Source organism: Nonomuraea sp. NPDC026600 (genome assembly GCF_040638335.1).
Classification (GTDB): Bacteria; Actinomycetota; Actinomycetes; order Streptosporangiales; family Streptosporangiaceae; genus Nonomuraea.
The window spans coordinates 308,652-333,104 of record NZ_JBEZYD010000006.1 but is presented as its reverse complement, the minus strand read 5'-3'; the positions used below and the strand labels follow the sequence as shown (position 1 = coordinate 333,104).

The 24,453-nt window shown below is 70.2% G+C and carries 23 protein-coding genes; 4 read left to right on the top strand and 19 right to left on the bottom strand.

Translation table 11 applies throughout. The features are described from left to right. Position 1: 1 nt before the first annotated feature. The 15 genes from AB0F17_RS17340 to AB0F17_RS17270 all read right to left on the bottom strand — a co-directional run bounded on the left by AB0F17_RS17340 (position 2) and on the right by AB0F17_RS17270 (position 15,641). A complete protein-coding gene (locus AB0F17_RS17340) occupies positions 2–1,504 on the bottom strand; it encodes an aldehyde dehydrogenase family protein (RefSeq protein WP_358023326.1) in 1,503 nt (500 codons plus the stop codon). Next, positions 1,501–1,803, bottom strand: a complete 303-nt coding sequence (locus AB0F17_RS17335) for an NIPSNAP family protein (RefSeq protein WP_358023323.1) — start codon at positions 1,801–1,803, stop codon at positions 1,501–1,503. The genes AB0F17_RS17340 and AB0F17_RS17335 overlap by 4 nt, the downstream gene beginning before the upstream one ends. Positions 1,804–1,846: 43 nt before the next feature. Continuing rightward, complete coding sequence (locus tag AB0F17_RS17330; protein WP_358023319.1) at positions 1,847–2,497, bottom strand: isochorismatase family cysteine hydrolase; 651 nt, start codon at positions 2,495–2,497, stop codon at positions 1,847–1,849. After that, positions 2,494–3,198, bottom strand: coding sequence for an MmgE/PrpD family protein (locus AB0F17_RS17325; protein ID WP_358023316.1), 705 nt, complete (start codon positions 3,196–3,198; stop codon positions 2,494–2,496). The genes AB0F17_RS17330 and AB0F17_RS17325 overlap by 4 nt, the downstream gene beginning before the upstream one ends. Then, positions 3,195–4,553 (bottom strand): MmgE/PrpD family protein, encoded by a 1,359-nt coding sequence (locus tag AB0F17_RS17320; protein ID WP_358023313.1) that lies wholly within the window; start codon positions 4,551–4,553, stop codon positions 3,195–3,197. Before AB0F17_RS17320 ends, AB0F17_RS17325 begins: the two co-directional genes overlap by 4 nt. Beyond that, positions 4,550–4,918 carry a cupin domain-containing protein gene (locus AB0F17_RS17315; protein WP_358023310.1) on the bottom strand — a complete coding sequence of 123 codons (369 nt, stop codon included), beginning with the start codon at positions 4,916–4,918 and terminating at the stop codon, positions 4,550–4,552. The genes AB0F17_RS17320 and AB0F17_RS17315 overlap by 4 nt, the downstream gene beginning before the upstream one ends. Continuing rightward, on the bottom strand, positions 4,915–5,778 hold the full coding sequence (locus AB0F17_RS17310; RefSeq protein WP_358023307.1) for a phosphoenolpyruvate hydrolase family protein: 864 nt from the start codon (positions 5,776–5,778) through the stop codon (positions 4,915–4,917). Before AB0F17_RS17310 ends, AB0F17_RS17315 begins: the two co-directional genes overlap by 4 nt. A 46-nt stretch (positions 5,779–5,824) precedes the next feature. Further along, a complete protein-coding gene (locus AB0F17_RS17305) occupies positions 5,825–6,295 on the bottom strand; it encodes a hypothetical protein (RefSeq protein WP_358023304.1) in 471 nt (156 codons plus the stop codon). Beyond that, a complete protein-coding gene (locus AB0F17_RS17300) occupies positions 6,292–7,887 on the bottom strand; it encodes a GMC family oxidoreductase (protein WP_358023301.1) in 1,596 nt (531 codons plus the stop codon). The genes AB0F17_RS17305 and AB0F17_RS17300 overlap by 4 nt, the downstream gene beginning before the upstream one ends. A gap of 148 nt (positions 7,888–8,035) precedes the next feature. Continuing rightward, entirely contained in the window at positions 8,036–9,271 is a 1,236-nt protein-coding gene (locus AB0F17_RS17295) for a Tm-1-like ATP-binding domain-containing protein (RefSeq protein WP_358023298.1), read from the bottom strand. Positions 9,272–9,359: 88 nt separating this feature from the next. Beyond that, complete coding sequence (locus AB0F17_RS17290) at positions 9,360–10,265, bottom strand: ABC transporter permease (protein WP_214635759.1); 906 nt, start codon at positions 10,263–10,265, stop codon at positions 9,360–9,362. Then, positions 10,258–11,352 (bottom strand): ABC transporter permease, encoded by a 1,095-nt coding sequence (locus tag AB0F17_RS17285; RefSeq protein ID WP_358023295.1) that lies wholly within the window; start codon positions 11,350–11,352, stop codon positions 10,258–10,260. The genes AB0F17_RS17290 and AB0F17_RS17285 overlap by 8 nt, the downstream gene beginning before the upstream one ends. Next, positions 11,349–12,830 (bottom strand): ATP-binding cassette domain-containing protein, encoded by a 1,482-nt coding sequence (locus tag AB0F17_RS17280; protein ID WP_358023292.1) that lies wholly within the window; start codon positions 12,828–12,830, stop codon positions 11,349–11,351. The genes AB0F17_RS17285 and AB0F17_RS17280 overlap by 4 nt, the downstream gene beginning before the upstream one ends. A 112-nt stretch (positions 12,831–12,942) precedes the next feature. Then, on the bottom strand, positions 12,943–14,151 hold the full coding sequence (locus AB0F17_RS17275; protein ID WP_358023289.1) for a BMP family ABC transporter substrate-binding protein: 1,209 nt from the start codon (positions 14,149–14,151) through the stop codon (positions 12,943–12,945). A 431-nt stretch (positions 14,152–14,582) separates the two neighbouring features. Next, on the bottom strand, positions 14,583–15,641 hold the full coding sequence (locus AB0F17_RS17270; RefSeq protein ID WP_358023286.1) for a CapA family protein: 1,059 nt from the start codon (positions 15,639–15,641) through the stop codon (positions 14,583–14,585). A 296-nt stretch (positions 15,642–15,937) separates the two neighbouring features. Between AB0F17_RS17270 and AB0F17_RS17265 the strand changes: the two genes are divergently transcribed. Further along, positions 15,938–17,470, top strand: a complete 1,533-nt coding sequence (locus AB0F17_RS17265) for a PLP-dependent aminotransferase family protein (protein WP_358023866.1) — start codon at positions 15,938–15,940, stop codon at positions 17,468–17,470. Positions 17,471–17,636: 166 nt separating this feature from the next. Here AB0F17_RS17265 and ligA read toward each other — a convergent pair whose 3' ends face one another. From ligA to AB0F17_RS17250, 3 genes are all read right to left on the bottom strand, one after another. Further along, positions 17,637–19,727 carry an NAD-dependent DNA ligase LigA gene (ligA, locus tag AB0F17_RS17260; RefSeq protein ID WP_358023283.1) on the bottom strand — a complete coding sequence of 697 codons (2,091 nt, stop codon included), beginning with the start codon at positions 19,725–19,727 and terminating at the stop codon, positions 17,637–17,639. Positions 19,728–19,916: 189 nt separating this feature from the next. Continuing rightward, positions 19,917–21,200: an MFS transporter gene (locus AB0F17_RS17255; protein ID WP_358023280.1), complete on the bottom strand. Its 1,284-nt coding sequence runs from the start codon at positions 21,198–21,200 to the stop codon at positions 19,917–19,919. Next, the gene (locus AB0F17_RS17250; protein WP_358023277.1) at positions 21,197–21,757 is read right to left on the bottom strand and encodes a helix-turn-helix domain-containing protein; all 561 of its coding nucleotides are present in this window, start codon (positions 21,755–21,757) and stop codon (positions 21,197–21,199) included. Before AB0F17_RS17250 ends, AB0F17_RS17255 begins: the two co-directional genes overlap by 4 nt. 266 nt (positions 21,758–22,023) lie before the next feature. Between AB0F17_RS17250 and AB0F17_RS17245 the strand changes: the two genes are divergently transcribed. Both AB0F17_RS17245 and AB0F17_RS17240 read left to right on the top strand, forming a co-directional pair. Continuing rightward, entirely contained in the window at positions 22,024–22,362 is a 339-nt protein-coding gene (locus AB0F17_RS17245) for a YciI family protein (RefSeq protein ID WP_358023274.1), read from the top strand. 13 nt (positions 22,363–22,375) lie between these two features. Beyond that, entirely contained in the window at positions 22,376–23,596 is a 1,221-nt protein-coding gene (locus AB0F17_RS17240; protein WP_358023271.1) for an RNA polymerase sigma factor, read from the top strand. A 209-nt stretch (positions 23,597–23,805) separates the two neighbouring features. Here the strand turns inward: AB0F17_RS17240 and AB0F17_RS17235 are convergent, their stop codons facing one another. Then, positions 23,806–24,015, bottom strand: a complete 210-nt coding sequence (locus AB0F17_RS17235; protein WP_358023268.1) for a hypothetical protein — start codon at positions 24,013–24,015, stop codon at positions 23,806–23,808. Positions 24,016–24,152: 137 nt separating this feature from the next. Here AB0F17_RS17235 and AB0F17_RS17230 point away from each other — a divergent pair, with 137 nt between their 5' ends. After that, positions 24,153–24,449 (top strand): hypothetical protein, encoded by a 297-nt coding sequence (locus AB0F17_RS17230; protein WP_358023265.1) that lies wholly within the window; start codon positions 24,153–24,155, stop codon positions 24,447–24,449. The last annotated feature ends 4 nt before the right edge of the window (positions 24,450–24,453 follow it).

Genomic DNA, 24,453 nt, shown 5'->3' with positions numbered 1-24,453 from the left:
TTCACGGCTTCTCGTCCGGCCGGCGGAACGGGCTCACCCGCGGTTCCCCCCGGAATTGCACGGTCTTGTACTCGGTGAATTCCCGCAGGCCCTCCTCTCCGCCCTCGCGCCCGAAGCCGGATTGCTTGACGCCGCCGAACGACAACGCCGGGGAGCCGTCGCTGGTGGTGTTCACCCAGACCGTGCCGGCCTCCAGGCCCCGGCTCATGTCGAAGGCCCGGTCCAGGTCCGTGGTCCAGACGGACTGCGCCAGGCCGTAGGCCGTCCCGTTCGCCAGCGCGAGCGCCTCCTCCTCCGAGCCGAAGGTGGTCACCGACAGGACGGGGCCGAAGATCTCCCGCTGGAACACCGGTGACTCCCGGCCGACGGAGGCGATCACCGTCGGCTCGTAGAACGCGCCGGCCGCGAGCTCGGGGGCATGGGGCGGCCGCCCTCCGGCCAGCACCTTCCCGCCGTTCTCCACACCGGCGAGCACCGCGGCGTGCACCCCGTCGCGGTGCCCGTGGTGGATGAGCGCGCCGATGTCGCTGCGGGGATCGTCGGGCATGCCGACGCGCAGGGCGGCTGCCCGCGAGACGACTTCGGCCGTGAACTCATCGCCGATCGCGGCGTCCACGAGCAGCCGTGCCCCGGCCACGCAGGACTCCCCCTGGTTGGCGAAGGCGCCGAACACCACGGCGTCCGCCGCGGCGTCCAGGTCGGCGTCGGCGAAGACGACATTGGCCGCCTTGCCGCCGAGCTCCAGGCCGACGCGGGTCAGGGAGTCGGCGCAGGCGCGCATCACCTCCCTGCCGACCCGGGTCGATCCGGTGAACGAGACGTAGGAGATCAGCGGGTGGGTGACCAGCGGATGCCCGGCGGCCGCACCGGTGCCGGTGACGACGTTCACCACGCCGGGCGGGAACCCGGCCTCCTCGCACAGGGCGGCGATCTCCAAGGTGCTGCTCGAGGTGAACTCGGAGGGCTTGACGACCATGGTGCATCCCGCCGCGATGGCGTAGGGCAGCTTCTGGAGCAGGATGAGCGCGGGGAAGTTCCACGGCGTGATGATCCCGACGACCCCGGCCGGCTCCCGGGTGGCCAGCACGGTATATCCGGGGGCGAGGCCGGTGTAGGCGTCGCCCTTCGTCGTCCGGGCCAGCGCCGCGGCGTGGCGGACGTGGCCGATGCCCAGCGCCAGATCGCCGCGCGCGAAACGCAGCGGCTTCCCGACCTCCTCGGAGTCCAGGGCGGCCAGCCGGTCGGCGTTCCGTTCCAGCAGCTCCGCGAGCCTTTCCAGCAGCTCGGCCCGTGCCGTCGCGGGGATACGCCGCCAGGAGGCGGCGGCGAACGCGGCGGCGGCCGCGCCGGCCGCGGCGTTCACGTCGTCCGTCGTCCCGGCGGCATACCTGGCCACGACCTCGCCCCTGGCCGGGTCTCGCCGCTCCAGCGGGGGACCGTCGACGCGGGCACCGGCGATGTGGTGCCCGTAGGTGCGCGGGTCCGGAGGCTTCGGCGCGCTCATCGGCTCAGCTCCACGATCTCGGAACCGGCGACGTGCGGTACCTGTCCCTCGCCCGCGGCGACGACCTTCTGCCACTCGGGGTCCTCGCGGAACGCCGACCAGCGCCGGGCCTTGTCTTCTTCGTCCTCGAACTCCAGCATGTAGACCAGTTGCTCGCCCTTGGTCAGCCGGCGGAGCCAGGGGCCGTACGCGGTGATCCCGTGCTTGGCGAACAGCCGCAGGCTGGTGCCCTCGAACTGGTCGAAGAGCGCCGGGGTGTGTCCCGGCGTGATGGTGTAGAAACGCAGTTCTGCGATCATGTGACTACCCTCGTTCGATTTCGCTGGTCTCAGACCGATCGCCTCAGCCCCAGGCGGCTCGGATGTCCTCGACGGGCGCCACCAGGGCGAACCGCCGGTCTGCCGTCAGGAGCGCCGCGGCGTGCAGGTTCATGTCCCACGAGGCGCAGGCGTCGGCGGCGATGGTGACGTAGAAGTCCCGGGAGAACGCCTCCCGGGCGGTGGTGTCGACGCAGACATTGGTCGACACGCCGCAGCAGATCACGCTGTCGCGGCGCAGGCTGCGCAGGATGAGCTCCAGGTTGGTGCCGCTGAAGCCGCCGTAGCGGTACTTCTTGACGATGTGATCGCCGGGCTGGGGCGCCAGCTCGTCGACGATCGCCTGCCCCCACGAGTCGTCAAGGCAGATGTCCTCGGCCGAGTAGCTGGCCCGCGATCTGGCGTCCCGCCACACCGGCGAGTCGCTGGCGCCGGCGGGCAGCGTGGTGTGCTGGCAGTGGATCACCGCGACACCGGCCTGCCGGGCGGCATCGGCGAGCCGGCCGGCCGCCGGCAGGATCTGCTGCGCGGGGCGCACGTCCCGGCCTCCCACCGTGGCAGCCTTGCCCAGCGGGTGGACGAAGTCGTTCGACAGGTCGATCAGGATCAGCGCCGTCCTGTCCGGTCGCAACCGGTCGGCCAGGAGGCCGGGCGCCACTGTGTTCACCGAGTTCATGAGAAGACCTCCATCGCGTATGTCAGCGCGGCCGACCACGGGTCGGCCCCGGGAGGGGCGCCATCCGGCGGCACCTGGCTTGGGGGCACGGGCCGTTCCACGACGAGCCACCGCTCGCCGAGCCGCTCGATCGCCCCGGCCGGGTCCCCCGCCGGCGCGATCAGGCTGTAGAGTCCGCGACGGCCCTCCAGAGCGGTGCCGGGAGCGGTCATGCCCGCACGGGCCAGGGCGGCGGCCTGCAGCCCGTTGAGGGCGGCGCGCCGGTGCTGGAACGTGCCGAGCGGCGACAGCGAGACCGCGGCCAGCCCGGACGCCTGCGTGGCGGCGATGCCGATCGCCCGCGTGATCGCCTCGCTCCCGAGCCCGTCCACACGGGCCGCGGCCGTCGCCGCGCCCACCACGACGGCGGCGCACACCGGATCCCACCCGCCGACCACCTGCCCGTCGAGCGAGTGAAGCATCCGTAGAGCCAGTTCCAGCCCCACCGCCAGCCCCTGTTCCGCTTGGGCACGACCGGCTCCGCCGGTATTCGTGTGGTAGAGGGCCGCGCATGCCACCCAGCGGGCGGCGATGTCCGCCGGGCGCCGTCCGGCCTCGGTGCCCGCAGGCAGCGCCTCGCACAAGGAGGCCACCGCGGCCGTCGCCGCCGGGTCGACCGGTGTCTCGGCCGCGAAACGAGCCATCCGCACGGTGATCGTCATGGGACCGGCACCTCCTGCCGGACCGGCTCCAGCAGTGCCTGCACGGTCCGCGGCTCCGTCTCCCGGCCCAGCCGGGAGACGGCGGCCCAGATGGAGTACGCCTGACCGGGGACGAGCGCCTCCGCCTTGTCGATCAGCTCCTGGTCCGTCAGCGGCCGCAGCAGGCTGCCCCGCGCGTGCGCGACGGGCCACTCGGTGCGGCTGCCGTCCACGACCTCGATCTCCAGCGTGGCGGCATCGCGCGGCATCGCCTCCTCGGGGCACAGCTCGATGCGGGAGCGGAGGCCGGACAGTACCGGATCGGTCGCCGCCGCGTCGCTGAACTCGGCCAGCCCCCCGTTACCGTGGACGAGGCCGGCGGCCACCCCGTGCACCGCCGAGAAGCGAGCCTCGAGCCCGGTCCGTGGATCGAGGCGTCCCATGAGCTCAGGGACGAGGGGATGGCACCGGTAGCGGACGCGGGTGACCTCCGCCGGGTCGACCCCCTGCCGGTGCGCCTGGACGGCGGCGTCGATGCCGGGGTGCGCGACGATGCCGCACGGGTAGGGCTTGAAGGTGTTGGCCGCGAGTTCCCAGCGCGATCCGAACCCGTCGAGCAACTGGTGAGGTTGCCTGCGGTCAGGGGCGAGAGCGCGAAGAAGATCGCCGATGTCGGGGAGAATCCCGCCGGCGCCGGCTGTGAACGTCCCGCGCGCGGCCTCCTCGGCGGCCACGAGTCCGTTGGCCGCCGCCTTGCCCGCGTGGAACGGCTTGACCTCGGTCCCGAATGCCTCCCGGTGGCCGAGGGTCTGCAGGGATGCCAGCCGCAGGGCGTCGGCGAGCCTGTCACGTTCCAGCGCGCCGAGCAGGCCCGCCGTGACCGCGGCGCCGATCACCCCGCAGGTGCCGGTGATGTGCCAGCCGCGGTCATAGTGCTCGGGGCTGACCGCGAGGCCGAGCCTGAGCTGCATCTCGCACCCGAGGGCGAAGGCCGTGAGCAAGTCCGTGCCGGGCACGGCGGCGGACCAGCCCGCCGACCACGCGGCTCCCAGGACGGAGGCGCCGGGATGGATGACGGTCGCCAGGTGAGTGTCGTCGAAGTCGTCCAGGTGCGCGGCGAACCCGGTGAGCAGCGCCGCGTCGGCGGCACGTGCGTACCCTGCGACACCGGGCGCCGCGGGTACGCCGGACGGAGTCGCGAGCGCGCCCGCGAGCCTGGTGACCTGGGGTGAGCGGGACGCCCCGAGAGCGACGGCCAGGACGTTGACCATCGTCCTGCGGGCCGCCGCGGCGGCCTCTTCCGGCAACGGGCGTGCGGCGGCCGCGAGCACCGCCTCGGCGATGTCCTCGTACGCGGGCCCCATCCCTTCGGTCATGTGCTCGGCTCCAGCCAGGTGATGGCACCGAAGGAGAAGGCGAGCTGGGCCAGGCCGGCGGCCGACGCGCCGTGCCAGTGCTCCTCACCCGGCTCGATCCACACGATGTCGCCGGCGGCCACGGGCAGCGGCTCGGATCCGCGACGACCGACGAAGCCGGCCCCTTCCAGGACGTGAATGACCTGGCCGTCGGCGTGCGTGTGCCAGTGGCCGCGCACGTGCGGGTCCAGGCGGATGAGCGCCGTGGTCGCTCTGCCCGTCGGCCCGGCCTGGATCGCGGAGCTGAACGCGGAACCGGAGAAGCGTTCCGGTTCGGGCACGGGTGTGGGATCCCGCAACAGGTCGGTGACGCGGAACAGTCTCATGCCACGACCTCCGTCTGCTGCCGGTCACCGGCCAGGGGCGCGATGGACAGCTCGGTGAAACGCCGCATGGTGTCGACGAGGGCGGTCTCCGCCGGTATGCGTTCCATGCTGGAGGCGCCGAGGAAACCGACCGCGCCGGGGGCGTGGCGCAGCACCTCCTGCGCGTCGCCAGGTGTCGCGATGGGGCCGCCGTGGCACACGACGAGCACGTCGTCGCGGACGGCTTTGGCCGCGTCGTGGATCGCCCGCGTCCGCGCCCCGGCCTCCTCCAGCGACATCGGCGCCGTGGCGCCGATGAGCCCGGCGGTGGTCAGTCCGACGTGAGCCACGACGATGTCCGCGCCGGCGGCGGCCATGGCGCGCGCCTCTTCCTCCGTGCGCACATACGTGGCGGTGAGCAGGTCCTGCTCGCGGGCGACCCGGACCATCTCCACCTCCTTGTCGAAGCCGTAACCGGTGGCCTCCAGATCCGCCCGGACGCTGCCGTCGAGCAGGCACACTGACGGGAAGTTCTGCACTCCGGCGAACCCGAGCTCCTTGAGCTCGCGGAGGAAGAGCGGGATGTTCTTGAACGGATCGGTCGCGCAGACACCGGCCAGCACCGGCGTGCGGCTCACCACGGGAAGGACCTCCGCGGACATCTCCACGACGATGTCGTTGGCGTTGCCGTAGGGCATCATCCCGGCCATCGACCCGCGCCCGGCCATGCGGAACCTGCCCGCGTTGTAGATGACGATGAAGTCGACGCCCGCCTGCTCGGCGCACTTGGCCGACAGGCCGGTGCCGGCGCCCGCGCCGATCAGGGCCCGGCCGGACCGGATCCGGTCGTGGAAGAGCGGGACGTACCGCTGACGGCTCATGGTCAATACCTCCGGTAGGTGGATTTCAGACATCGGACAGGCAACTTCACGAGCCGTGCTCCGACGGGGCGTCCGGCGGCAGCCGGTAGCGGGGACCGCGCTCGATGACCTGGTCGAGCAGGCCTTCGGCGACGACGGTCGTGATCTCTCCCGGGTCCACGATCTTCGCCTTCTGGAAGGAGTACTTGAGCGAAGCCATCACGCGGGGCGACATCAGGTAGGCGCCCGCGACCACGAGCGTGATCGCCTCGTGCAGTCGCGGCGCGTCCGCGGCGAGCCGCTCGACGCTCGCGAGGTCCGGGTCGGCACCCAGCGCCTCGAGTGCCTCCAGCAGTGGCGGGATGAGGTCGGGCCGTGCCCTGGCCACCTGGTCGAGCAGCTCGGCGTGCACACCGGCCTGCGCGGCTGAGGGCAGGCCGGCACCGGCTGGGATGAGCGCGTCGGCGACCTTTGCCAGCCGCTCGCGGGCCGCGGGAGGAACAGGCGAGACGGGGAGATCCGTGCCGTGGGTCGTCATGACGCCACCGCCACATCGCGTCGGCGCGCGACCAGCGCGCGAGCGCACCGGAGCGCGTTCGCCGCGATGGTCGCGGCGGGGTTGACGCCGGAGGACGTCGGAAAGACCGAGCTGTCGAAGACGAAGAGGTTCGGCACGTCGTGGCATTCGCCATACGGATCGACGACGGTGCCGTCCGGGTTCTCGCCCATGACCGTGGTGCCGATCAGATGCCATCCGATGCCCTGCATGATCGGGTTGAGGATCTTCTGCTTGGCCCCCATGGCGTCCAGCACCTCGGACACCCGGTCGAGGTGCCAGGCCATCATCGCCCGCGTGTTGTCCGAGGTCCGGTATCTGATCCGCACACCCGGCACGTCCTGCTCGCCGAGCTCGCCGAGCGTCACCCGATTATCGGGATCGGGAAGGTCCTCGCAGATGACGCCCCAGATGACCGAGTGGCCCAGACGCTCCCGCAGCAGCCTGGTGAACGAACTCCCCCAGACCGATTCGTCGCCCCAGGTCCCCGTCAGCATCATGGACAACGGCGCGCCAGAGGGGATCAGGTTCCACTTGGCGCCGCGAACGAACCCTCGTGAGCGGTCCGTCTCGTAGAACTCCAGGGAGTGCAGGTACTGTCCGAGCGGTCCGCGCCAGGACTCGAGGTCCTCGTCGAAGATCCCGATCGCGTTGCCGAACGGGTGCATCATCAGTCGCCTGCCCACCATGCCGCTGGAGTTGGCGATGCCCGCGCCGTCGGCCGAGTTGAGCAGGATCCGCGGGGTGCCGAGGGCGTTGGCGCACAGGACGACGACACCTGCGTGGATCGTGTGCCGGGCGCCGTTCTCGTCGAGGTATGTCACGCCACTGGCACGGCCCCGGTCGTCGAGGAGGACCTGGTCGACCGTCGCGCGGACCACCAGGCGCACCTGCCCCTTGGACAAGGCCTGCCAGTGGGTGCGGTCCGCCGAGCCCTTCGAGCCGGTCGGGCAGCCGAAGGGGCAGGCGGCCAGCTGCGTGCACGCGTGCAGCGGGCCGTAATCCGCGGTGGCGATCGCGTTGGTCCCCGGCCACCAGTGCCAGCCGAGCTTGTTGAGCGCTTCGGCCCCCCGGCGCCCGACCTTGTTGAGCGGAACGGGCGGGAGGGGTGGCGGGGTCATCGGCGGCAGCGCGGGATTCCCGCCAAGACCGCTGACGGCGAACTGGCGCTCGACCTCGTCGTAGTACGGCTCCAGGTCCCAGTAGCTGATGGGCCAGTCGTCGCCGACGCCGTCGAGGGTGCGGACGCGGAAGTCCGAGGGCAGGAAGCGTTCCCACTGGGCCGCGTACATGACGGTGCTTCCACCCACGCCGTTGTACATCAGGGCGCTGATGTCGGACTCCGTGTCATCGACGCGGTAATCTCCGGCGGCGCGCCGCTCGTTCGGATTCCAGTTCCAGTGCTTGCGCGACACGAGCTCGAAGTCCGCGTGGCCCGCTCGTGCCCGGCTGTAGTCCGGCCAGTCGCCCTGCTCAAGGCAGGTGACCCTCATGCCGGCCCGGGCGAACTCCTGGGCGGCCACCGCCCCGGAAGGTCCGGCTCCGACTATCAAGACATCGCAGTCATCGCGCATGTCCGGCTCCTCTCTTCACTGGGTGGCAATGGCCCGTATTGCGCCGCCGGCGACGTGGCATCGGCCCGCCGAGCGGTCCCCGGCTCCAGGGCCGAGAGCGGAGCGTCTCTGCCGTCACGGCGACCGTACTGCAGTGTATCGCCATTGTCTATATATTGTTTGCAGAACGTTCTGGTGATGCATGCGTGAGGTGTTTCAGGAGCAGTGCGGCCGCCTGATCGCCGAACGCGTGCGAGTTCACCGGAGCCGGGCTCCGCTCGACGGTGACGTGCGGACCGGCGGCATCCAGCAGCGCCCTTTCCAGGGCCTGGTCGGCCTCCGGCCAGTGGAAGACCCCGCCGGGTTCGGACAGGGCCGACAGGCCTCCGGTGGGCAGGAGCACGGTGACCGGGCCTCTCGCCCGGACCAGCTTCTCGCCGAGCTCGGCACCGAGGGCGGTCGCCTCGTCGGGGGTCGTCCGCATCAGCGTCGCGGTGGCGTTGTGCGGATAGAGCCGTCGGTCCCGGTATCGCGCCGGTACCGACTCGGGCGCGCCGAAGTTCACGATGTCGAGTGCCCCGAGGGAGACCACCTGCGGGATGCCCCGGTGGCCGGCGGCGGTCAGCCTGTCCGGTCCCGCACTCGCCACACCACCGATCAGGTTGTCGGCGAGTTCCGTCGTCGTCAGGTCCAGCACCGCGGTCAGCCAGCCGTCCTCGGCGAGTGATTCCAGCGTCCTGCCCCCGATGCCGTTGGCATGGAAGACCAGTACGTCGAGGCCCTTCGACTCGAGCACCTGGCAGGCCCGCGACACACCGACGGTGGTCACCCCGAACATGCTGGCGGCCACCATCGGCGCCTCTCCCGTACGGCGCACCGGGTGGTGCAGCTGCGCGGCGAGCATCGCGATAGCACGTTCCATTACAAAACGGGACAGCGTGTTGAGGCCGGCGATGTCCACGATCGAGGGCACCAGCAGCAGGTCGCTCGCCCCCACGTAGGGACGGGTGTCCGAGGAGGCCATCGTGGTGACGATCATTTTGGGTGTCCCCAGGGGCAGAGACCGGAAGGCGGGTGCCAGCACGCTCAGAGCTCCCGATCCCCCCATGCCGAACGCGGCGTCCACGTCCCCGGCGTCCTGGAGCCCCCGCAGGAGGTGGAGCAGTCCCTCGGACATCGCGTCCAGGGCGGCAGCGCGATGGGGAAGCCCGGCGATCTCCGGCAGGGTGCGCCCGGCGGCGCGTGCCACCTCGGTACGCGTGATGTCGGGACTCGTCGCCGGTCTCCCCCGGATCCCCGTGTCGATCAGCAGCGGACGCAGGCCCACGTCGACCAGCAACTCCTGGACGAAGGCGTACTCCGCTCCCTTGGTGTCCAGTGCGCCGGCCAGGACCACGTACGTCATCGCGACCTCCGGCGGCGAGCACGACTGTCTCCCGCGGCCGTGATGGCGCCGGTCGCCGGCGGCCGTGCTCCGCGGCTCCGATCATGCTTCATAGCGTGCGCTCCAGGATCAGTGTCGGCTGCTCACCTCGGCGTTTCTTGATCACCGCCGTTATCGAGATGGCGATGATGGTCACGATGTAGGGCAGCATCAGGACGAACTGCGGCGGCAGGGTGCCGTTGAAGTCGAGCTGCGACTGGATGCCGAAGGCCGCGGCGAACCCGAAGAACAGGGCCGCGACCGAGACTCCGATCGGCGCCACGTTGCCGAGGAGGACCGCCGCGAAGGCGAGGTAGCCGCGCCCCTGAGTGATGTTGTCGGAGAAGGACTGCACTCCGGCCAGAGACAGTTCCGTGCCGGCCAGGGCGCACAGGAACCCGCCGATCTGCAACGCCGCCAGCCGGTAGCGATCCACCGGCACGCCCGCGCTGCGGGCCGCGAAGGGATCGCTGCCGCAGGCACTCAGCTTCAGACCGGCCCGGGTCCGCCTGATCGACCACCAGGCGATCCAGGTGAGAGCGATGGCGGCGAAGGTCAGCACCGACAGGTCGCCCAGCGGCGCCAGCGGTCCGGTGAGCCCGGACAGCGGCTGGGGAAGGCCGATCGGCGACTGGACGGCGGCCTCGGAGCCGAAGACCACCACCAGCGCGTACCCCGTGGCTCCGGCGGCGGTCAGGGACAACCCCAGACCGACGATCATCACGTTCGCCTTGAAGTAGGTGATGAGCAGCCAGAACAGGAGCGACAGGGTCAGGTTCACGACAATGGCGGCGGCGAGCGCGAGCGCGATCGAGCCGGTCTCGATGGCGGTGGCGGTGGCGACGAACGCACCGCTCACCATGAGCCCCTCGAGCCCCAGGTGGATGACGCCGCTGCGCTGCGCGTACATCCCCGCCAGTGCCGCCAGCCAGATGGGCGTCGCCGCCTGCAGACAGGTCACGATGAAGTCACCCATGAGCGCTCACCGTCTCGCTTTCGCTAGGTGTCTTGTCGGTCCGCGCGGGAGTGGGACCGCGGGAAGAACGGCGGGCCAGGATGGCGGGCAGCGCCGACACCGTGATCCACACGGCCACCATGCCGTTGAGCATGTCGAGCCCCGCCTGCGGCAGGTCGTTCACGATGGGGAGATAGAGCGTGGCCGCCCGCAACCCGCCGAAGAACAGCGCCGCCAGGAGCATGCGCACCGGGCCGAAGGCGCCGACCAGCGCCACGATCACTGCCATGAAACCGACCTGTGGCGAGAATCCGGCACGGAGACTTCCCGCCGGGCCGAACACCTCGACCGCGCCGGCGAGGCCCGCGGCCGCGCCGCTGAGGCCGAAGACCACCAGACCCACCCGGGACGCCCGGATGCCCATCCACTGCGCCATCACCGGGTTACGGCCCACGAGCCGGATCTCCAGGCCGAGCCGGGTACGGCTGTGGAGCATGATGGCCGCGACCACCAGCACGGCGCAGATGACGAGCAGCGCCAGGGACACCCCGCTGCCCCCGCTGAGGCGGAACGTGGGGGAGAGCATGTCGGTCGTGGCCGCCTGGCCCGAGCCGTCACGGTTCTTCAACGGTCCGGTGCAGATCCATTCCAGGACGAGCACGGCGATGAAGTTCATCATCAGGCTGGTCACGACCTCGTCGGCGCCCAGCCGGGTTCGCAGGAACCCGGGTATGAGCGACCAGAGCATCCCCAGCGCGATGCCCGCGGCGAACGCGGACGGGACCACCACCAGAGCGGGGCCGTCGTGCCACGCCAGGCCCACCGCCAGGGAACCGATCGCCCCGACGTACATCTGCCCTTGGGCGCCGACGTTGAAGTAGCCCGCCTGAAAGGTCAGGCCGACCCCCAGCGCGATGATGAGCAGGGGGATGGCCCAGCGCAAGGTCTGCGTCCACGCGGCCGCCGAGCCGACGCTTCCGTCGATCGCCCCGTTGAGGATTTCCCCCACGGAGTAGCCGGACAGGCCGAATATGCCGAGGGCCAGCAGCAGGGACACCGCGACGACCGCCACCGGGCGGGCCGCCTCCAGTCTGGACAAGTGCTTCATCCCTCGTCTCCCCCCACCATGGCGGCTCCTACCCGCTCGACGTCGAAGGGTCGCTCGAAGGCGGCCACCACGCGGCCGGCGAGCATGACCAGCACCCGGTGGCAGACCTCGAACATCTCCTCCAGGTCGGCGCTCACGACGAGGACGGCGGCATCGGCGGCCGCCGCGCCCACCAGCGCCGCTCTGACATCCCTTGCCGCCGCGATGTCCAGCCCGCGTGTGGGGTGGGCCGCGATCAGGACCCTGAGGTCGTCGGTGACCTCCCGGGCGAGGATGGTCTTCTGGACATTCCCTCCAGACAGGCTCCCCGCCTGCTGTTCCTCCGAGCGGTAGCTCACTTTCCAGCGATCCAGCGCCTCCTTGCACTGCCGCCGGAGCGTTTTCGGCCAGATGATCCACCCGCTGCGGCCGCGACGCGTCGCGACGTGGTTCTCCCAGAGGCTGCTGGAGAGGCTGACCCCTTCCACGTTCCGCTCGAACGGGATGACACGCAGGCCACGGCCGCGCCGCTCGCGTACGGAGGCTTCGGAGACATCGGCCTCGCCCAGCCAGATCGACCCGCTCCGCGCGGCCGTCACCCCGACGATCGCCTCGACGAGGCTTCGCTGACCGTTGCCCTCGACTCCGGCGATGCCCACGATCTCGCCCTGCCGGATCTCCAGCGAGACATCGACGGCGCTCGCGTCGTGCGCGCTCGACCGGGCGCTCAAACCTGCCGTTCTCAGCTCGACAGGAGCGCTGGACGCGGGTTCGTGGGCGGACGGCACGTCCTCGATGGACGCGCCGCCGATGATGGCGCGAGACAGTGACGCGGGGTCGAGGTCACCGATCGGCGTGGGTTCGATGATCAGCCGGCCGGCCCGCAGCGCGGTGGCGGTGTCCGCGACCCCGAACACCTCCTGCATCTTGTGGAGCACGACGATGACGCACATGCCCTCCGCGGCGAGCCCGCGCAGCCTCTCGAAGAGCCGGTGCATCGCGGGCGGCGGGAGCACCGCCGTCGGCTCGTCGAGAATGAGAACGCGGGGATTGGAGGCAAGGGCGCGGGCGATCTCGACCGCCTGCACCGTCTCGATGGGCAGGCGGCCGATCACCGCGTCGGGGTCGACGTCCGTGCCGGCGCCCGCGAGCAGCGTCTCCGCCCTGCGGCGCAGCCGCGTCCGGGAGAAGGCGCCGAGAAGCTGCGGCCCGTCGTTGAACAGCTCGAAGCACTGGGCCACGGTGAAGTCGGCGGGGAGGGCGAAGTGCTGGTGCACCAGCTCCACCCCGTGGCGCCTGGCCTCGCCGACGCTCCCGCCGGAAAGCAGGTCCTCCCCGACCTGAACCGTGCCGCTGAGAGGTTCGACGAGGCCGGCCAGAACGCGGGCGAGAGTCGTCTTGCCGGCGCCGTTCTGGCCGACGAGGGCGTGTACCCGCCCCGGAGGGAACGTCGCCGTCACGCCGTCGAGGGCCCGGAAGTCCCCGAACTCGACCGACACGTCAGCGCACGTCAGGACGGCGCCCTCACGGGAACGAGGCTGTCCGGAAACCGGCTGGGCGGCCGTGGGGCGGTACGGATGGGTTTCGGATCGCGCGGAGGACATGCCGCCCTCAGACGGGGTCGGTGTTGAAGGGGACATCGATGGTGCCCTGGATGATCTTCTGCTTGACGCTCTCGACCGATGCGAACGCCTTGGTGACCCCGGCGGCCGTCTCGCCGGTGGACGCGAGCTGCTTCGCCGGGTCCAGGAACGTTCCGCCGTCGGCGAGCCCTGCCACGGTCTCGCCGGGCTTCCACGTTCCCGAGTCGATGGTCAGAACGTTCCTCGCCATGGTGCCGCCGTAGTGCTGGGACGCCACAGCGATCACGCTGCCGGCCGTCTCGGGGCTTTCGTCGTTGTCGTAGATGACATGGGTTTTCGCCTGATCGGCGGCTTTGACGACCCCGAGGGAAGAGCCACCCGCGTAAGCGAGCACCACATCGACCTTGTTGTTGAACATTGTCTGCGCGATCTGCTGCCCCTTCACCGGGTCCCCGAAGGAGCCGACGAACGCGCTCTTGACAGTGATGTCGGTACGGGTGGCCTTGGCGCCGGCCTGATAAGCGTGGAAGTCGGCATACAGCGCGGGAAGGGCCGTTCCGCCGATGAACCCGATGACCCCTGTCTTGGACACGGTCGCGGCCAGCACACCGGCCAGGTAGGACGGCCCCTGCGTGTCGAAGGTGACAGTCTGCACGTTCGGGATCGTGGGCTTGTACGCATCGGCGTAGACGTGCACGAACTTGGTATCGGGGAACTCGGGGGCGACCGTTTTCAGCGGCTGGATGAACTCCGAGAAGGCCACGACGATCACAGAAGCCCCTGATCGGGCCAGGTTGCGAAGGGTGGACTCGTGAGAGGACGGGTCCGTGGCCGCGATGGACCGCGTCGAGTACCCCGCCGCCTTCAGCTTGTCGAGTCCCGCGATCAGATTGTCCGTCGGGCCGCCGTCCCCCGCCTTCTGCGGCGTGACGAGCGCCACCGTCTTGCCCGCGCCCGCCGCCTCACCGCCGCCTGCGGCATTCGCCGCACCGCCGCCTCCAGCGGTTCCGCAACCGGCGAGCGCGAGACCCGACACCAGAGCCCAGACGGCAAGGAGGTGGCGGCCAAGCTTGGTTCCTGTTTTGACACTCATAACAGGCTCCCATCTGTGGGGAGAAGGGGAGATCTCCGACACGGTCTGCGCTTCCGCTCGGTCGTCTCTCGTGGTTTCGGCCGAACATATCCCCCTATTCAGGAAATGTCCAGAAAGCATCACCAGAACGTTCCGGTGATACATGTAATGACACTTGGCCGGCCGCTGGCGCCCGAGCGGGATCGGACCACTGCGCACCCGTCTTCACCTGGCAATCGTCGACACGGGCTACTCCCGCAAGACCGTCCGCATCCCTACGCGGGGCGGCGTTCCCGTGGCGATTCCGGACGTGACGATCACTGAGCCCTCGTCTCGCGTTCGCCGATGCGGAGATCGTCCAGGTGGTTCCTGGCAAGGCGGAGACGTGTTGTGTGCGACGACGGCGACGCGGCGCCTGGACGGCCGCAGCAGGCAAAAGGCTTGACGAACCGGGCCCTGGCATCCCGATCCGCTGATCCGTCCATGGTTGACGGCAGGAGCCCACGCGACCCGACGTCGCGGGTTTTCGCTACGGAGACAGACCCGTACGCGAACGGTCCGTCACCCGGGCGCGCGGCCGGACCAGGATGAGAGATCTACGGCGCGATGCGTATCCGCTCACCGTCGAAGGACGCGGTCGTGTCCAGGTCCGCCGACTCGCGGATGAGCCGGTCGGCGATGCGTCGGCTGTTCTCGGGATCAGCCAGAACAGGCAGCCCAGCATCATTCGTCATGATCGGTACCAGGGACACGCGCAGGTTACGCCTCTCGTCTGATTCGACGACCGAGACGAACGCGTCCCGGCTGAAGGCGTTGTAGATCGCTTCGATTTCCGGAGAGATACCCTCTCTCGGCTGCTGCGCGACAAAATTGCCCGGACTGTAGACGATGACCTTGCCCCGATAGAGCTCCACTCCCTGGGGGGCGTGAACATGGTGCCCCAGGACGATGTCGGCACCCGCGTCCACGAGCCTGTGCCCGAGGACCCGCTGATACTCGGCACGGGCACCGCCGAAGCCGAAGCCCCAGTGGATGGTGACGACAAGCACGTCGACGGCGTCCCGGAGCCGGTCTACGCAGCTCAGCACCCGCTCCTGATCGTCAGCCCGGACACGGGTGCGGATCACTGGCGGCACTCCGGGCTCCTCCAGCTGGAACTCTCCGTTCACCACCCACTCGGTGTCCACGTGGACAGGCGAGATACCGGGCTTCGACGGGCCTGCCGCCGCGCCCAGCGGCAGGAGGCAGGACCAGGCGAGTATGCCGATGACGCACCCATCGACATTCACGATGGCCGGCTCCTGCGCGAGTGCCAGGTTCCCACCCGCGCCGACAGGTGTCACGCCGATCGAGCGCAGTCCCGCGAGGGTGTCGTCCAGGGCGTCCCACCCGTAGTCTGAGCTGTGGTTGTTGGCCAGCGTGGCAACCCGGAGATTGAAGGCGGAAAGCTCCCGGACGAGTTCCGGACGTGCTCTGAAGTTCAGGATCCGATCCGAGGGATGCCCCCGGTCGGAGAAGGGGAGCTCGACGCTCGACAGTACGCATGGCGATGTCCCGAGCAGGTCCTGAAGCGCGGTGAGGCCCGGATCGGCGGGCACCTCGTCGAGTGATTTGGTGAGCACGATGTCCCCTGTGGCGGCCAAGAGTAGCGTCACGTGTCGATTCCCTTCGTGCGCCGGGGTGGGATGCCCACCGCGGGGCGGTCTCAGGGGCTACCAGAGCGACGCGACCAACGCCCTTGACGGTCATCAGTCAGCCGGACCGATGGGCGGCGCTGCGGCCCCGATCAGGGAGGCTGTCATGGCGGCAATATGTTGTCAATACACTAGGCATACAATCGCGACAGACCCCCTTCCCGGTGGCGAGGGACGCCCAGCCGAGCTCCAGGACCCGGAGTTTCTTGGCAGAGATAACAGAGATCATCAAGAGATGCTGGTAAGATGTATGCGTGATGCTTGAGGTACAACGTCGACTGACCGCCCTCCGCGACACGTCCGGCAACGGCCGCCCGCTCTACGAGCGCGTGGCGCACGAACTGGCGGAGGCCATCCGGCTGGGCGAGTTGCAGCCCGGCGAGCGCCTGCCATCCGTACGCCAGCTCGCCACGGACGTCGGGCTCAGCGTCACGACGGTGATGAGCGTCTACACGCTGCTCGCCGACAGCGGGCTGGTGTACGGCGAGGCCGGTCGCGGGACGTTCGTCAGCGAGACGCCCAAGGGGGACAACAACCTCCACGCGCCCCGGGCGGCGGAGCACACAACCGCTCGTCAGGGCAGCGCGTGGCGACGGCTGGTCCTGGCACAGACCGAGGCGCGGCTCAAGCAGAGCTTTCCATCGGCCGACGATGTCATGCGCGGAGGTCCGGACCTCCGGTTGCTCCCCCTGGACGTGATCAGGCAGGCCTTCCAGGACGTCTCTTCCCGCTTGCAGGCCCACGACCTCGAGTACCCGTCCACGCTCAGCATCGAGCCTCAGCTCGCCCAGGCACTCAGCGGCAAGCTCCTCGCCGACGGACTGCACGTGGATGCGGACGACATGCTGGTCGCCAGTTCGACCCAGCAGTTCCTCGCCCTGCTGGCCATGCTCCTGCGCCAGCGTTCTCAGGACGAGCCCGTTCTCGTCGCGATCGAGGAGCCGGGCTACCAGACCGCCATGGACACTTTCGAGGTCCACGGGCTGGGCCTTGTGCCCATGAGACTGGACCAGTGCGGGGCCACCGTCGACGGGCTCCGGGCCGCGCTGGAGTCAGGTGTCGCGGCCGTCTTCCTCACTCCCCGCGCTCAGAGCCCGACGGGCTGCAGTTGGACCGCGGAACGCCGACAGGCTCTCGCCGACGTCTTGGCCTCCTACCCAGACGTATGGATCATCGAGGATGACCACTTCGCCGAGGCGTCCACCTCACACCCAGGATCCTTGTACGCCGACACACGGCTACGGGACCGTGTCGTGTATCTCAGGTCGTTTTCCAAGTCCATCGCGCCCGACCTGCGGCTGTCGGTGGCCGTCGCCAGGCCGCCGATCCGCTATTCGCTCATGATATCGAAGTCCTTCACCGACGGATGGACGTCCCGGACCTCTCAACGCGTGCTCGCGGCAGTGCTGGCGGACCCCCGGACCGAGAACGCCCTGCTGCACGCTCGCACCGAGTACGCACGCCGCCGGACCGCGGTTCGCGAGGCGATCCTGAGCATGGGCGCATCCCAGGGGCTGGACCTGTCCATCCCCGAAGTCGGCCCCGACGGGCTGCATGTCTGGGTCACCCTGCCCAGAGGATGCGACGCCGACAGAGTGGCCGAGGCCGCGGCGCAGCGCGGCTTTCTGCTGGCCGCAGGGCAACCGTTCTTCGCGACTCCCGGTAACCAGCGTCATCTCAGGCTCAACGCGGGTGCCATCGCCCCCGAGGCCGCCCCGAAGGTCGCCACCGTCATTCACGATGCCATCGTGAGTGTTCTGGGCCAGCCCACCGCACTGCTCACGCCCTGAGCCCGTAAGTAACCAAGCACCTTTATTGACGTTCTCGGTTCTCCTGCCGCCAGCGGACCTCCTGGTGGCGGGGTGGGCTCAGACGCAACCGAGGGCCGGACCGAAGCGGGGCCATGACAGCAACTGAGCAGTGGTGGCCACTGTGTCGTGGATCCGGAGGCTTCTGCTACAGATAGGCGGCGACCAGCTCGGCGAACTCCTCAGGGGTGACGATCCGCACCCCGAGCTGCTCGGCTTTGGCCCGCTTCGAGCCCGCCTTCTCCCCGGCTACCAGGAGTGACGTTCGGGCTGAGACGCTCGACGACGATTTACCCCCGGCCCGCTCGACCAGCTCGTTGACCTCGTTGCGCGACAACGCGGCCAGCGGTCCGGTCATCGTGCCGGTCACCACCACGGACATCGATGCCAGCGAGAGCTCGGCCGTCTCGGCCGTCTCGGCCGATGCCTCGCCGGATGCCTCGCCCGCCGCGGGCGGCGTGGCGCCGGGCTCGGTCATGCTCACCCCGGCCTTGCCGAGCTTGTCGATGAGCGGCGCGAGCTCGATCAGCTCGGCCACGACGACCGGCGCCTTCTCCGGCCCCATGCCCTCCACCTGCTGGATCGCCTCCGTGCCGGCCGCCCGGATGTTGTCCATGGTGGCGAAGTGGCGGGCGATGCGGCGGCTCATGGAACGCCCGGTGCCGCGCACGCCCAGCGCGCAGAACACCCTGCTCAGCGGTTGGCCCTTGGCCCGCTCGATGGCGGCCAGCAGGTTGTCGGTGCTGGTCTCGCCCATCCGCTCCAGACCGAGCAACTGCTCGCGGGTCAGGAAGAACAGGTCGGCGAAGTCGACGATCAGCCCGGCGTCGAGCATCTGCTGGATCCGGTTTTCCGCGAGGCCCTCGATGTCGAGGGTGTCACGGCCGACGGCGTAGGCGATGGAGGCGATCGCCCGGCACTGGCGCCCGCGCACGCACCGCCAGCGCTCCTGCGAGGCGTCGATGGCGTCCCCGCACGACGGGCAGACCTGCGGGATCTCGATCGGCCGCTCGTCGCCGGTGCGCAGGTGCACCACCGGGGCCTCCACGCGCGGAATGACGTCGCCCGCCTTGTAGACGACCACGCTGTCGCCGAGCATCAGGCCACGCCTGGCGATGTCGGCGGCGTTGTGCAGGGTAGCGTAGGTGACCTTGCTGCCGTCGAGCTCGACCTCCTCCAGCACCGCGCGCGGCGCGATGATCCCGGTGCGCCCGGTGTTCCACTCCACGCCGAGCAGCTTGGTGATCTTCTCGGTGGCGCGCAGCTTGTAGGCGATCGCCCAGCGCGGCGCCCGCGAGCTGAATCCGGCCTGCGCCTGGTCGGCCGCCAGATCGCACTTGATCACGATGCCGTCGATGCCGAACGGCAGCTCCGGCCGGGCCGCCGCGATCTCATCGATGCGCTCCTGCACCCGCTCCAGCGTTTCGGCCACGATCCCGGCGACGGGCGTGGCGGCGGTGGTCTGCACCCCTTGCGCGACCGCCCACCCCATGACCTCGCTGTGCGGCAACTCGCGCAGCCGCACGGCCAGCTCGGCGGTGTCGTCGGGCTGGGGCAGCGCACCGTAGCCGAAGAACGTCAACTCGCACACGTAGGGCCGGTCCTGCGCGCGCAGCGTGCCGGCGGCAGCGCTGCGTGGGTTGGCGAACGTGGTGCCGTCGTGCGCCTGACGCTTGGCGCACGCGTCATCGAACTGCGAGGCGGTCATCATGACTTCACCGCGCAACTCCACGGTGACCGACTCGGCCAGCCGGTCGGGCAGCCCCACGATGGTGCCGATCGCGTGGGACACGTCCTCGCCCGCCGTGCCGTCACCTCGCGTGACGAGCTGGACCAGGCGGCCGTGCCGGTAGCGCGCCGAGATCGCCAGGCCGTCGAGCTTGGGCTCCACGCTCCACGCCGTGACCGGTCGGCCGAGCCTGCGCTCCAGCGAGGTGGCCCAGTCGGCCAGTTGCTCGGCGCCGAAGACGTTGTCCAGGCTCAGCATGGGCACGGTATGCGGCACATCCCCGACCACCGCCCCGCCCGCCACCTTCCCGGTCGGCGAGTCGGGCAGCACCTGGTCGGGATGCTCGGCCTCATATGCCTCGATGCCGCGGACCAGCCGGTCGTAGTCGTCGTCGTCGAGCGTGGAGGTGCCGTCGGCGTAATAGGCGGCGGCGGAGTCGACAGCAAGCTGCACGGCTTCGGCGTAGGCCGTGTCGTCGGCCAGGACGGTGATCGGGGGCGCGTCGGTCATAAGGTCATCATGCCGGTTGGCACCGACAATTCCGCGCCCGAGATCTGGGGCCTGAGCTGCGATTGAACCGACCCGCCCGCATCCGCCTCATCGGCGCCGTACCGCGCCCGGTCGGGCCCGCGGCTCTCGCGGACGCCGCGACGCCGATCAGTTCGGGACAGCCGAGCCGACCGCCCGGTCCGGGACAGCTCAGTCCGGAACAGCCGAGCCGGCCTGCGCGTCCATCCGGCCGGCGGGCAGGTCGCGCAGGCGGCGCAGCGGGCTCGCCAGCAGGATGAGGCCGCTCAGCGCGAAGACGCCCAGCATCACCCACAGGGCCGCGCGCACCGAGAACGCCTCGGCCAGCGTGCCCGCCAGCAGGGCGCCGAGCGGGATGGCGCCGAAGTTGACCACCTGAATGCTGGTGCTCACCCGGCCCATCAGCTCGCCGGGCACGTACGACTGCGTGAACCCGCTGAAGATCACGTTCCCGGCGACGATCCCCCCGATGATCGTGACGCTGGCCGCCACGAACAGCACCAACCCGACACCACGGTCCGCGCACGCGATCAGCAGACCCAGCGGCGCCAGCCCGGCCTTGCCGAGCAGGACGGCCCGCGCGCTGCCCAGCCGGGCCGCCAGCGGCCGGGCCGCGAAGGCCCCGGCGACGCCGCCCGCACTGGTGGCCGCGAGCAGCGCGCCGGTCGCACCCGCGGACAGGCCGATGTCACCGACCAGGAAGACCACGAGCAGCGACTGGTAGCCGGTCAGCGCCAGGTTGGCCACGCAGCCGTAGATCATGTTGCCGCGCAGCAGCGGGTCGCCCACCACCGTGCGCAGCCCGTCCCTGATCTCGCTGCGCAGCCGCCGCCGGGGCCGCGGCTCGACGATCTCGACGTGCCTGACGCGCATCAGGCAGAGCGCCGAGACGGCGAAACTCACCGCGTCCACCACCAGACCGCCGAGCGCGGAGGCGAACTGGGCGAGGAGCCCGGCGACGCCCGGCCCGGCCAGGTTGGCCACCTGCTCGCTGCCCTGCAGCTTCGCGTTGGCCTCCAGCAGGTCGCCGCCCTCGACCAGCGACGGCAGGTACGCCCGGTAGGCGGTCGCGAAGAACACCTTCGCCGTCCCCGCGACCAGCGCGACCGCGACGAGCTGCCCGGTGGTCAGGACGCCGAACAGGGCCGCGGCCGGAACGCTGAGGAAGGCCGCCATCGACACCCAGTCGGCGGCGAGCATCACCCTGCGCCGGGAGAGCCGATCGACCCAGGCCCCCGCGGGCAGGCCGACCAGCAGCCACGGTAACCAGACGGCAGCCGCCAGCACACTGACGGCGAACGCGGAGGCGTGCAGCACGGTCACCGCGACCAGGGGCAGCGCGACACCGGTGACGGCGCTGCCCAGGCTGCTGGCGCTCTCGCCGATCCACAGCAGCCGGAAGTCACGCTGCCGGAGCAGGCCGAACCTGGGCTTGGTCAGTGTCTCGGCCGTCATGGCTGCCCCGGGACGCCACGGGCGAAGGTGAAGACGGTGGCGCGTTCCTGGCCGTCGTCGGGGATGTCGCGCTCGGCCCATTTGTCCATGACGGCGATGATCTCGGCGGCGAACTGCGCCAGCTCGTCGTCGGTCGCCTGGATCCAGGTCTCGGCGGAGAACGGGCCGCGCTGCCAGCGTTCCTGCTCGGACTGGGGCTGGTCGGCCCAGCGTCGTACGTGGCCGACCTGTCGTTCCAGGTTGAGCGACTCCAGGGCGCGGGCGATGGCCTCGCCCGCCGCGTCCTCGGCGAAGTCCGCGGAGGACCAGCAGAGCTTCCCCGAGGTACGCCGCCACCAGCGCTCGCGCCGGTCGCGGGCCAGCTCGGGCGCCTCCTCTATCAGGCCGGCGGCGGCCAAGGCGCGCAGGTGGTGGCTGACGTTGCCCACCGCCTCGCCCGTGGTCTGGGCGAGCGCGCTCGCGGTGCCGGGGCCATTGAGCTTCAACAGGTCGAGCAGGCGCCGGCGCACCGGATGCGCCATGGCTGCGAGCACCCTGGAGTCGGTGATCTGGGACATGGCGCCACCTTAGATCCACAAGAGCTGTTGTGCAACAACTCTTGTACTTCAGATGCAGGGACCACATCGCGGCCACCGGCTGGAGCGGGCGTCGAGCGCGAAAACCTTCTGCGAGATTTTCCAGCTCACCTGTCGATCCGGGTCATCACGGTTCGTGTGAAGGGTAGGACGCCGGCACGAGGCCGGCGCCGGCCCAGGCAGGAGCTCGCCATGAAGATCGTCGTGACCAGCAGCGTGATGATCGCCACCAATCAGAGGAAGGCGTGATGACCGAGTACCTGCTCAGCGTGTACCAGCCGGACGGGCCCCCACCGCCGCCGCCGGTCCTTGACAAGATCATGGACGACCTCGAGACGCTGAACCAGGAGCTGCGAGCCACCGGCGCGTGGGTGTTCAGCGTGGGCCTGTACCCACCGAGCACGGCCACCGTGGTCCGCGCCGGGGACGGCGACGTGCTGATGACCGACGGCCCCTTCACCGAAGGCAAGGAGCACGTCGGCGGGTTCACCGTGATCGAGGCTCCGGACCTGGACGCGGCGCTGGTCTGGGCCGGCAAGATGGCCCAGGCCAGCACCCTGCCCATCGAGGTCCGCCCTATCCGATGAAACGTCCTATCCGATGACGCCGGATGTCGAGGGCGTGTTCCGCGCGGAGTACGGGCGCGCCGTATCGGTCCTGGTCCGCGTCTTCGGCGACATCGACATCGCCGAGGAGGCGGTCCAGGACGCCTTCGGCGAGGCGGTCAAGCGGTGGCCGTCCACCGGCCCGCCGCCCAGCCCCGCCGGTTGGATCATCACCACCGCCCGGAACCGGGCCATCGACCGGCTGCGCCGCGAGGCGACCCGCGACCGGCGTCACGCCGAGGCCGCCCTGCTGCGCGCCCGCGACGAACCGCCCGAGGAGGGCCCCGTGCGCGACGACCGGCTCCGCCTGATCTTCACCTGCTGCCACCCCGCGCTGGCCACCGCCGCCCAGGTCGCGCTCACCCTGCGACTGCTCGGCGGCCTGTCCACGGCGGAGATCGCGCACGCCTTCCTGGTCCCGGAACCGACCATGGCCCAGCGCCTGGTCCGCGCCAAAGGCAAGATCCGCGACGCCCGCATCCCGTACCGCGTACCCGCCGACGCCGACCTCCCCGCCCGGCTGCGGTCCGTGCTGGCCGTGGTGTACCTGATCTTCAACGAGGGATACACCGCCAGCTCCGGCGATCGGCTGACCCGCGAGGACCTCGCCGCCGAGGCGATCCGGCTGGGCCGCCTGCTGGCCGCGCTGATGCCCGACGAACCCGAGGTTCTCGGGCTGCTCGCGCTGATGCTGCTGATCGAGTCACGGCGGGCCACCCGGACCACCCCGGACGGCGACCTGGTACTCCTGGCCGACCAGGACCGGGCCCGCTGGGAGCACTCCCTGATCGCGGAAGGCCAGGCCCTCGTCCGAGCCTGCCTACGGCGCGACCGGCCCGGTCCGTACCAGATCCAGGCGGCGATCAACGCGGTGCACAGCGACGCGCCGTCGGCCGCCGCCACCGACTGGGGGCAGATCCTCCAGTTGTACGACCAGCTTGCCGCCCTGTCCCCGAGCCCGGTGGTCGCGTTGAACCGGGCGGTGGCGGTGGCCGAGGTCAACGGCCCGTCGGCGGCACTGGCCCTGGTGGACACGCTCGACCTCGACGATTTCTACCTGTATCACGCGATCCGGGCAGACCTGCTCCGCCGCCTGGGCCGTGGTGCGGAGGCGGCGCGGGCGTATGAGGCGGCCATCGCACGCAGCGGCAACGCGGCCGAACGCGCTTTCCTGCGTCGTGCGGCTCTGGCGGTGGCTCCCACGCCTCCGCCGTAGCGGGGGTTTTCAGGGAGGCCACGGCCGGCGATGCGCCGTTACGGCGCCGAGCCCCGTGCGGGTCAGAGGCCGTCCCCCTGGAGGCCATCGACCATGTACGGCGGGTGGCGCCGACCAGGCTGTGCCGTACAAGAAAGATCAAGGGTGTGGAGTGCGGAGGTCAGTCGTTACGTGGACGAAGCGACCACGGCGGGTGGGGAGCACGGAGATCAGGTCGCCACGTGAACGAAGTGACCACGGCGGGTGGGGAGCACGGTGGGGCACGCATCGGGCTCGTCGAGCCCGTCGAGGAGGATCGCGGCGAGCTGGCGGCGCTGGGAGCTGGTCAAGGTCATGGGCAGCACGATGGGCATCAACTCGATGGCGTCGCCGGGCAACTCGCGGACATGACAAGGCAGGAGGAGAGAGGTGTGAAGCACTCCCCCACTATCGCAGCCGCCACCGACAGATCATGGCGACTTGGTCTCACCGAGACCTGAGCGAAGCCTCTCCGACTCCTGCGGGACACGATTACCGCTCCTGACCTCGGGTAACAGCACCAGGACAAGGGGGAATCATGATCAGAATGCTCCACAAAACAGGCATCAAGTCCAGCCATATGTACGCAGCCGGCGTCGCGTCGATCGCCGCGTCCTTGGCGTCCTGGATGATGTCGAGGAACTACGAGCAGACCGGGTATGACCGGGCGGACCACTGGGGGATCTTCATCGGCCAGTGGGCGCCCACGTTCTTCGCGCTGGGAATCGCGCTCCGCATAGAGGAGACGCACGCGGATGTCGAAGAAGAGGCGAAGGTCGAGATGTTCGACCGCGCGTCCGGCGGCGTCCGCGAGCGGGCGCACGCCCGCACCTGACGCG

What these genes read in the sequence shown, in the direction of transcription:
- AB0F17_RS17340 (WP_358023326.1), bottom strand. Translation starts at nt 1,504, where the DNA reads ATGAGCGCGCCGAAGCCTCCGGACCCGCGCACCTACGGGCACCACATC.
- AB0F17_RS17335 (WP_358023323.1), bottom strand. Translation starts at nt 1,803, where the DNA reads ATGATCGCAGAACTGCGTTTCTACACCATCACGCCGGGACACACCCCG.
- AB0F17_RS17330 (WP_358023319.1), bottom strand. Translation starts at nt 2,497, where the DNA reads ATGAACTCGGTGAACACAGTGGCGCCCGGCCTCCTGGCCGACCGGTTG.
- AB0F17_RS17325 (WP_358023316.1), bottom strand. Translation starts at nt 3,198, where the DNA reads ATGACGATCACCGTGCGGATGGCTCGTTTCGCGGCCGAGACACCGGTC.
- AB0F17_RS17320 (WP_358023313.1), bottom strand. Translation starts at nt 4,553, where the DNA reads ATGACCGAAGGGATGGGGCCCGCGTACGAGGACATCGCCGAGGCGGTG.
- AB0F17_RS17315 (WP_358023310.1), bottom strand. Translation starts at nt 4,918, where the DNA reads ATGAGACTGTTCCGCGTCACCGACCTGTTGCGGGATCCCACACCCGTG.
- AB0F17_RS17310 (WP_358023307.1), bottom strand. Translation starts at nt 5,778, where the DNA reads ATGAGCCGTCAGCGGTACGTCCCGCTCTTCCACGACCGGATCCGGTCC.
- AB0F17_RS17305 (WP_358023304.1), bottom strand. Translation starts at nt 6,295, where the DNA reads ATGACGACCCACGGCACGGATCTCCCCGTCTCGCCTGTTCCTCCCGCG.
- AB0F17_RS17300 (WP_358023301.1), bottom strand. Translation starts at nt 7,887, where the DNA reads ATGCGCGATGACTGCGATGTCTTGATAGTCGGAGCCGGACCTTCCGGG.
- AB0F17_RS17295 (WP_358023298.1), bottom strand. Translation starts at nt 9,271, where the DNA reads ATGACGTACGTGGTCCTGGCCGGCGCACTGGACACCAAGGGAGCGGAG.
- AB0F17_RS17290 (WP_214635759.1), bottom strand. Translation starts at nt 10,265, where the DNA reads ATGGGTGACTTCATCGTGACCTGTCTGCAGGCGGCGACGCCCATCTGG.
- AB0F17_RS17285 (WP_358023295.1), bottom strand. Translation starts at nt 11,352, where the DNA reads ATGAAGCACTTGTCCAGACTGGAGGCGGCCCGCCCGGTGGCGGTCGTC.
- AB0F17_RS17275 (WP_358023289.1), bottom strand. Translation starts at nt 14,151, where the DNA reads ATGTATCACCGGAACGTTCTGGTGATGCTTTCTGGACATTTCCTGAAT.
- AB0F17_RS17265 (WP_358023866.1), top strand. Translation starts at nt 15,938, where the DNA reads ATGCTTGAGGTACAACGTCGACTGACCGCCCTCCGCGACACGTCCGGC.
- ligA (WP_358023283.1), bottom strand. Translation starts at nt 19,727, where the DNA reads ATGACCGACGCGCCCCCGATCACCGTCCTGGCCGACGACACGGCCTAC.
- AB0F17_RS17255 (WP_358023280.1), bottom strand. Translation starts at nt 21,200, where the DNA reads ATGACGGCCGAGACACTGACCAAGCCCAGGTTCGGCCTGCTCCGGCAG.
- AB0F17_RS17250 (WP_358023277.1), bottom strand. Translation starts at nt 21,757, where the DNA reads ATGTCCCAGATCACCGACTCCAGGGTGCTCGCAGCCATGGCGCATCCG.
- AB0F17_RS17245 (WP_358023274.1), top strand. Translation starts at nt 22,024, where the DNA reads ATGACCGAGTACCTGCTCAGCGTGTACCAGCCGGACGGGCCCCCACCG.
- AB0F17_RS17240 (WP_358023271.1), top strand. Translation starts at nt 22,376, where the DNA reads ATGACGCCGGATGTCGAGGGCGTGTTCCGCGCGGAGTACGGGCGCGCC.
- AB0F17_RS17230 (WP_358023265.1), top strand. Translation starts at nt 24,153, where the DNA reads ATGATCAGAATGCTCCACAAAACAGGCATCAAGTCCAGCCATATGTAC.